The 7,481-nt window shown below is 68.1% G+C and carries 7 protein-coding genes and 1 tRNA gene; 4 read left to right on the forward strand and 4 right to left on the reverse strand.

Annotated elements, in window-relative coordinates:
* Positions 1–1,612, reverse strand: a 1,612-nt coding sequence (argS, locus tag PKH97_RS11470; protein ID WP_324387580.1) for an arginine--tRNA ligase, incomplete at its 3' end; no start/stop codon positions are given.
* A 203-nt stretch (positions 1,613–1,815) separates the two neighbouring features.
* Here argS and PKH97_RS11475 point away from each other — a divergent pair.
* Positions 1,816–1,887 (forward strand) — tRNA-Arg (locus PKH97_RS11475).
* A gap of 127 nt (positions 1,888–2,014) precedes the next feature.
* Here PKH97_RS11475 and PKH97_RS11480 read toward each other — a convergent pair.
* The 3 genes from PKH97_RS11480 to PKH97_RS11490 form a co-directional block, all read right to left on the reverse strand.
* Positions 2,015–2,593: a hypothetical protein gene (locus PKH97_RS11480; protein ID WP_324387581.1), complete on the reverse strand. Its 579-nt coding sequence runs from the start codon at positions 2,591–2,593 to the stop codon at positions 2,015–2,017.
* A 210-nt stretch (positions 2,594–2,803) separates the two neighbouring features.
* A complete protein-coding gene (locus tag PKH97_RS11485; RefSeq protein ID WP_324387582.1) occupies positions 2,804–3,838 on the reverse strand; it encodes a hemolysin family protein in 1,035 nt (344 codons plus the stop codon).
* The gene (locus PKH97_RS11490; protein ID WP_324387584.1) at positions 3,835–5,244 is read right to left on the reverse strand and encodes a hemolysin family protein; all 1,410 of its coding nucleotides are present in this window, start codon (positions 5,242–5,244) and stop codon (positions 3,835–3,837) included. Before PKH97_RS11490 ends, PKH97_RS11485 begins: the two co-directional genes overlap by 4 nt.
* 101 nt (positions 5,245–5,345) lie before the next feature.
* Here PKH97_RS11490 and PKH97_RS11495 point away from each other — a divergent pair, with 101 nt between their 5' ends.
* From PKH97_RS11495 to PKH97_RS11505, 3 genes are all read left to right on the forward strand, one after another.
* Positions 5,346–6,323, forward strand: coding sequence for an ATP-binding cassette domain-containing protein (locus tag PKH97_RS11495; RefSeq protein WP_324387585.1), 978 nt, complete (start codon positions 5,346–5,348; stop codon positions 6,321–6,323).
* Positions 6,320–7,162, forward strand: a complete 843-nt coding sequence (locus tag PKH97_RS11500; protein ID WP_324387586.1) for an ABC transporter permease — start codon at positions 6,320–6,322, stop codon at positions 7,160–7,162. Before PKH97_RS11495 ends, PKH97_RS11500 begins: the two co-directional genes overlap by 4 nt.
* Positions 7,163–7,272: 110 nt before the next feature.
* Positions 7,273–7,481, forward strand: a 209-nt coding sequence (locus tag PKH97_RS11505) for a hypothetical protein (RefSeq protein WP_324387587.1), incomplete at its 3' end; no start/stop codon positions are given.

The following is a 7,481-nucleotide window of genomic DNA, read 5'->3' on the forward strand; positions in this document are numbered from 1 at the left end:
CGAGCACAACCCGGGTGGCGTCATTGAGCCAGAGGCGGGTGCGGTGCAGGTCGGTCACCGGCTCCTCGGCGTTGAGCGGGCGGACCCGGCAGGTGTCGTACCACTTGTGGAAGTGCGCGGCGAGGTCTTCGAGGTAGCGCGCGACCCGGTGCGGCTCGCGCATCGCGGCGGCCTGGCTGATCACGCGCGGGAAGTCGCCGAGAATCGCCAGGAGCGCGGCCTCGGTTGGGTCAGTCAGGAGCGCCGGGTCGAAACCTTCGCTGCGGTCGACACCGTCCTCGGCAGCCAGGCGGGCGACATTCGCCGTCCGTGCGTGGGCGTATTGGACGTAGTAGACGGGGTTGTCATTGCTGCGCTTGATCAGCAGGTCAAGGTCGATGTCGATGTTCGAGTCGCTGGAGCTGCGAGTCAAGGCATAGCGTGCGGCGTCGCGGCCAACGGCGTCGACGAGGTCATCGAGCACGACGACGGTGCCCATCCGCTTGCTCATGCGAACCGGCTGGCCATCCTTGACGAGGTTGACCATTTGACCGATGAGGATCTGCAGGTTGCGGCCTGGCTCGTCACCGAAGAGCGCGCACATCGCCATCATCCGTGCGACATAGCCATGGTGGTCAGCGCCCAGCATGATGATGCACTCATCGAAGCCGCGCTCGCGCTTGTCGAGGTAGTAGGCCAGGTCGCCAGAGATATAGGCGGGCTGGCCGTCGGATTTGATGACGACCCGGTCCTTGTCGTCCCCGTGCTCGCTGGTGCGCAGCCAGAGCGCACCGTCCTTGTCATACACGGCACCGAGTTCGCGCAGGCGCGCGATCGCCCGTTCCACGGCACCGCTGGCATGCAGGTCGTTCTCGTGGAAATAGACGTCGAAATCGACACCGAAGTCATGCAGCGTCGACTTGATATCCGCGAAGGCCATCTCGACCCCAATCGCCCGGAAACGCTCCTGCGCCTGCTCGCGGGATAGCTCGGTGATGCCCGGCTCGCTCGCGACGATATCCGCCGCGCTCTCGGCGATGTAGCCACCGCCGTAGCCGTCCTCGGGTGCCGGCTCGCCAAGGGCGGCGGCGAGGAGGCTGCGGGCGAACCGGTCGATCTGGGCGCCGTGGTCGTTGAAGTAATACTCCCGGGTGACGTCGGCCCCGGTCGCTTCGATGACCCGGGCGAGCGCGTCGCCCACGGCCGCCCACCGCGTGCCGCCGAGATGGATCGGCCCGGTCGGATTGGCTGAGACGAACTCCAAGTTGACCTTGACGCCCCGCCCCTGGGTGCCCTGCCCGTATGCCGCCCCCTCCTCCACGATGGTGCGCGCGAGTTCGCCGGCGCTCGCCGCGTCCACGGTGATATTGAGGAATCCGGGGCCGGCAACGTCGACGGCGGCGACGCCGGTGACGGGGGAGAGAGCGGCGGCGAGCTTGGCCGCGAGGTCGCGCGGCGGCATACCGGCAGGTTTGGCGAGCTGCATGGCGATATTGGTCGACCAGTCGCCGTGTCCCTGCTGGCGCGGACGCTCGACGCGAAGGGTCTCGGGCACCTCGACGTTCAGCTCGCCGGCGGCGACGAGTTCGGCCAAGGCAGCGCGGATCGCGGCGGCCAGCTGTTCGGGGGTCACCGGGCGATTCTACGGAGGGCTCGGGGTGCCCACGAACCGCATTCTGGGCGGCGAGACTCGCCCGGTGGCCGCCTGGGAGGGTTATCGATGAGTGAAAATGCGGTCAGGACCGCGTTATCACTCATCGTTGAGGTGCCAGGCTCGGTGGATGCTGGCGATTCACGTGCGCCTGGCTGGGCCTGCTACCCTCAACCCTCGTTGTCGCCCCCGTAGCTCAGGGGATAGAGCACCGCCCTCCGGAGGCGGGAGCGCAGGTTCGAATCCTGCCGGGGGCACCGATAGGCCGGCATCCACGAGGAACGAGTGGAGCCGGCCTTCGGTGACTCCGGCAGAAGTAACAGGCGCCTGGAATGAAATGAGAGCGCCGACGGGAGCACGCGTGGGAGTCGAGTGAAGCACAAGTTACCCGAGCGTTACCCTGTCGATGGGGCTGAATCGGCCTCTCGACAGGGCTGAATCGGCCACTCCCACGCAGAGCGGGGGACCCAGACGGGGGATCAGGGCGAGCACATCATCGATTGCCGCGCGCAGCAGCGCCACCAGCCGCTCCGGCCCGTCCGGGATGGCAGCCTGGTGCAGGCCGATGGTGGCGGTGTGCACCATCAAGGGCGCGACCTTGCGCACCAGATGGCCCTGGTCGATCGAACACGCGCCGACCGCCTGGCGCCGCTTCACGGCCCAGTCGCGTTGCGCCGGAACCAGATCCAGCGCCGCGGCGATCTCGGCGCGAAGCCGGGCACCGCCCGGCGGCTCGGCCGTCACCACATACTGGTCGCACGACAGTGCCCCGGCGCTGAGCACGTGCTGAGCCTCCAGCGGTGCCACGGGGAGCGCCGCGACGGCCGCCCGCACGGCGACGGCCACTGCCAGGATCGGATCGCTCCCGTTCAAACCCACAACCTCAGGAATCAAGCCCACCAACTCGGCCCGTCGCTCGTCACCGACGAAGTCGTTGACGTCACGCGCCAGCGCCGCGAGCACCGGGTGGGTGCAGTCCGGATGATCGCTCCACCGCTCCCCCGCCAGATACGACGCGAACTCCATGAAGCACCCACCCGACCGAGGCGTGCGATGCCGCCCGGGCGAGAGCACGGGAACACCGATCGGGACATGCATTCGGAAAGCCACGGCCATCACCACCTGAAGCCATTGTCGCGCGCCGCGGCGGGTTTGCGCCAGGGAAAGCCCGGGTCAGTGCCGCTGTGACGCGTCGATGACCTCGCCCACCAAGATCTCCAGCACGTCCTCGAGGAAGATCACGCTCGTCGTGCGGCCCGCTTGATCAACCACGCGGGCCAGGTGCGAGCCCGAGCGCTGCATCGTCGCTAGGGCGTCCTCGACCTCGTCGGCCTCACCGACGGTTGCCAGGCGCCGGACGCGCTTGGCCGGGATGGGCACATCGTGCTCGGCCAAGTCGGCATACAGGATGTCCTTGAGGTGCACATAGCCGGTCAGCTCACCGGCGGCGTTGACCGTGGGGAAGCGGGAGAAGCCGTGCTTGGCGACCAGCCGCTCGATCTGCGCGGGCGTGGCGGACTCCGCCACGGTGACCAGGCGCGCGACCGGTACGCCCACGTCACGCGCGTCCTTGTCGGAGAATTCCAGGGCGGCCCCCAGCAGGTCGAACTGGTCCTCCTCCACCAGTCCCTCCCGGTGCGATTCGGCCACGATGTGGTGGACCTCCTCGGCCGTATAGGCGCTGGCCACTTCGTCTTTGGGTTCGATGCCCATCCGGCGCACGATCGCCTTGGACACCGTCTCCATGACGAAGATGAACGGCCGCAGCACGCGCGTGAGCCAATAGAGCGGCGGCACCAGGATCAGCGCAAAGCGTTCGGGCGAGGCGATCGAGAGGTTCTTCGGGATCATCTCCCCCACCACGACGTGCAGATAGACGACGATCAGCAGCGCGAGCGCCAGAGCCAGCCCACTGATCCCGGCCTCCGGCACGCCGAGGGAGTGCAAGGGCCCTTCGAGGGCGTGGTGCAGCGCGGCTTCCGAGATCGCACCCAGCAGGACCGAGCACAAGGTGATCCCGAGTTGCGCACACGCGAGCACGCTGCCCATGTGCTCGGACGCCTCGATGCAGGTCCGCGCGCGTCGGCTCCCCGCGTCGGCGAGGGGCTCCAACTGGCTGCGCCGCGCGGCCATGGCGGCGAACTCCGAGCCCACGAAGAAGGCGTTGAGCAGGAGCAGCACGATGGTGACCCAGGCGGCCGGGCTCATGTCCTCGCCCCTTCGTCCGCACCGTCGGCGGCACCCGCACTGTCGGCGGCATCCGCACCGTGGGCGGCATCCGCACCGTCGGCGGCAGCCACATCGTCAACGGCCCCCTCGGGTGGCAGCGGGATCATGCGTAGCCGGTCCACCCGCCGGCCGTCCATATCCACGATGACGATCCGCCAGCCGGGCAGTTCGGTCTCGTCCCCGACGGCCGGCACCCGACCGAGGGCGGCCATCACATAACCGCCCACCGTCTCGTAGGCCGGCCCGTCCGGCATGGGCGCGCCGACGCGCGTGCGCACTTCGTCCGGACGCCACATACCGGGCACGATCCAGGAGCCGTCCACCGTGCGGCGACCGGTCGTCTCCGACCGGTCGTGCTCATCGCCGACGTCGCCGACGATCTCTTCGATGACGTCCTCGAGGGTGACCACGCCAGAGGTGCCGCCGTATTCGTCGACGACGATCGCGAACTGCAATCCGGCCTCGCGCAGGGTGTCCAGCAGCGGATCGAGCCGCAGGGTCTCGGGCACGACGACCGGGTCGACCATCAGCGCGGACACCGGAACCCCGGGGCGCCGGTCATACGGGACCGAGATCGCGGCCTTGACGTGGACGACGCCGTCGACGTCGTCCCAGTCGTCGGCGATCACCGGGAAGCGGGAGTGCCCGGTAGCCCGCGCGAGGGCGACGACATCGGCCGCCGACGCCGTACGTTCGATCGCGGACGCGCGCGAGCGGGGCGTCATGACATCGGCGGCCGTCTGCTCCCCGAAGCGCAAGGACGCGGTCACCAAACGTCCGGTGCTCTCATCCAGGGTCCCGGCAGCGACCGAGGACCGCACCATGGAGGCCAACTCCTGCGGTGTCCGAGCCGCGGACAGCTCCTCCTGCGGCTCGATGCCGACCGCCCGCAAGAAGGCATTGGCCGATCCATTCAAGACAGCGATCAGCGGTTTGGCGATCAGCGCGAAGATGCGCACCGGTCGAGCCGCCTTCTTCGCGACCCGCAGCGGCGCGCTGATGCCGAGGAACTGCGGAACCAGTTCACCAACGATCATCGAGAAGAGCGTGGCAAGCACGAGCGCGAGCACGCTGCCGACGCGTCCGGCCATACCGACACTGACGCCCGCAGCCTCGAGCCCGCTGGTCAGCAGTGCACCCACCGACGGCTGGGTGATGAAACCAAGGATGAGGGTGGTCAAGGTGATGCCGACCTGCGCGGCCGACAACTGCGTCGACAACTGCTTCAGTGAGGCCAGCACCGACTCGGCTGCGCGATCGCCCTGGTCGACGGCCTTCTGGACGGTCGGACGGTCCAGGGCCACGAGCGAGAACTCAATGGCGACGAAGAGGGCCGTCCCCAAGGTGAGGGCAATTGCGGCAATCACCAGCAGCCACTCGCTCATAGTGCGGCCATGGTACCCAAGGATGCCTGGTTGAATGGGTGCGCACCACGGGGTGCGAGGACGGGGGCAGGGGCCCCGCATCGACCGGAAAGTTGACCCAGATGAGCGCGACCGCCGATGGCGGACGGATCGAGATCACCGACCTCACTAAGAGATTCGGTGACTTCGTTGCCGTCGACAACCTCAGTTTCGGCGTGGCACCGGGGCGGGTCACCGGCTTCCTCGGGCCCAATGGCGCCGGCAAGACCACCACGCTGCGGATCCTGCTCGGCCTGGTCAAGCCCACCGCAGGCACCGCCACCATCGGTGGCGTTTCGTATGCCGGGATCTCCACGCCGCTGACGACCGTCGGGTCCGCGCTCGAGGCCACCAACTTCCACCCCGGACGCTCGGGTCGCGACCACCTGCGCGTGCTCGCCGCCACCGCGGGCATACCGGATTCGCGGGTGGACGAGATGCTCGAACTCGTCGGCATCCCGGCCGCCGCCCGCCAGCGGGCGGGGGGCTACTCGATGGGCATGCGCCAGCGCCTCGGTCTGGCCGCCGCGATGCTGGGCGACCCGCAAGTGCTGATCCTCGACGAGCCCGCCAACGGCCTCGACCCCGAGGGCATCCGCTGGCTGCGCGGCTTCCTGCGCAGTCTCGCCGCCCAGGGCCGGACCATTCTGGTCTCCAGTCACATGCTGCAAGAGGTCGAGCAGACCGTCGACGACGTCGTGATCATCTCGAACGGCCGGCTCGTCCGGGCCGGGACCATCGAATCCCTGCACGGCCCGGTCACCGCGCTGGTGCGCACCTCGGACCCCGGCCGTCTCGCCGGCGCGCTCCGCGTCGCGGATGTGACGTCGACTCCGGGGGCCGACGGCAACTCACTCTCGGTGCAGACCGACGACCTGCGCCTCATCGGCGATGTCGCCCTGCGCGCCGGGCTGCCGATCTGGCAACTGCAGCCGCAGGCCAGCGACCTCGAAGAACTCTTCTTCGCCCTGACCGAGGGCCAGAACCGCAATCTCGGCGACGGGACCGCTCCCCAGGAGCAGGACGCGATCGCCGGCCAGGACGGGGGGAACGAAAAGTGATCGGCGCCATCCGCTCCGAGCTTCGGAAGGTCTTCAGCACGCGGTTGTGGTGGGGCATGGGGCTGGGTATGGCCCTGGTCGCCGCCTTGATCGCGATGGGCTTCGCCGCCCTGCTCGGCAACGCCAATATGGACAACGGCGACAACGGCGGCCAGGGCAACCCCTTCGCCAAACTGACCGTCGGCACCGCACAGCTGATCTACAACGCCGGCATCGTGCAGCAGATGTCGCTGCTCTTCCCGCTGGCCCTGGGGGTCATGCTGATCACCGGCGAATACCGGCACAAGACGATCAGCGCGACCTTCCTCTCTACCCCCAACCGGTGGGTCGTGATGATCTCGAAGATGGTCGCCGTGGCCATCACCGGTGCTCTGTATGCCGTTGTCCACGCCGCTTCCAGCATCGCCGGCGCCGTGCCGATCATCAAATTCGTCAAGCACCAGCCGACCCTCCTCGGCGAACCGAAGGTGTGGGAGTCGCTCGGCATCGGCATCCTCGTCTTCGCCATCTGGATGCTCATCGGTTTCGGCGTCGGCATGCTGATCCGCAACCAGATCGCGGCTGTCCTGATCGCCGTCGGCTTCGCCTTCATCATCCAGACCGCCCTGTCCATCATCTTCACGGTCAAGCACTGGTATTCGGCGATGAAGTGGATCCCGGGCCAGCTGACCTCGAACATGCTCATCACCAGCGATCCCACGGCCGGTCAGAGCGTCGACCCTGCCGCCCAGTCTCAGTACTTCGATCACTGGTGGCAGGCCGGTCTCGTTCTCGTCCTGTATGCCGCCGTGCTCGCCATCAGCGGTGCCTTCCTGACTACTCGGCGCGATGTGACCTGACGTCGGCGCGCGGGCACCGCGGGAAGCGGCCCTTCCTGGTGGCCCGGGTAGGCTGGACGGGTTGAAACAGTTCCGTCACCGCTGACGAGTGCGAAAGAGGCGTTACGGCCGTGCCCGACCCCAAGACTCCTGCCGACCCGATGGAAGCATTCGGACCCAACGAATGGCTCGTCGATGAGCTCTACGAGAGCTACCTGAAGGACCGCAACTCCGTCGACCGGGCCTGGTGGGACTTCTTCGCGACCTACCAGCCCGGGGGTAATGGCACCTCGCCGAGCAATGGGCAGCCGCCCCCGGCCGCCGCACCGCCATCGTCGGC

It is taken from the genome of Nostocoides sp., assembly GCF_035343835.1.
In the GTDB taxonomy this organism is placed as follows: Bacteria; Actinomycetota; Actinomycetes; order Actinomycetales; family Dermatophilaceae; genus Nostocoides_A; species Nostocoides_A vanveenii.

Coding starts and splice junctions, on each gene's coding strand:
- PKH97_RS11495 (WP_324387585.1), top strand. CDS start 5,346: ATGAGCGCGACCGCCGATGGCGGACGGATCGAGATCACCGACCTCACT.
- PKH97_RS11490 (WP_324387584.1), bottom strand. CDS start 5,244: ATGAGCGAGTGGCTGCTGGTGATTGCCGCAATTGCCCTCACCTTGGGG.
- PKH97_RS11485 (WP_324387582.1), bottom strand. CDS start 3,838: ATGAGCCCGGCCGCCTGGGTCACCATCGTGCTGCTCCTGCTCAACGCC.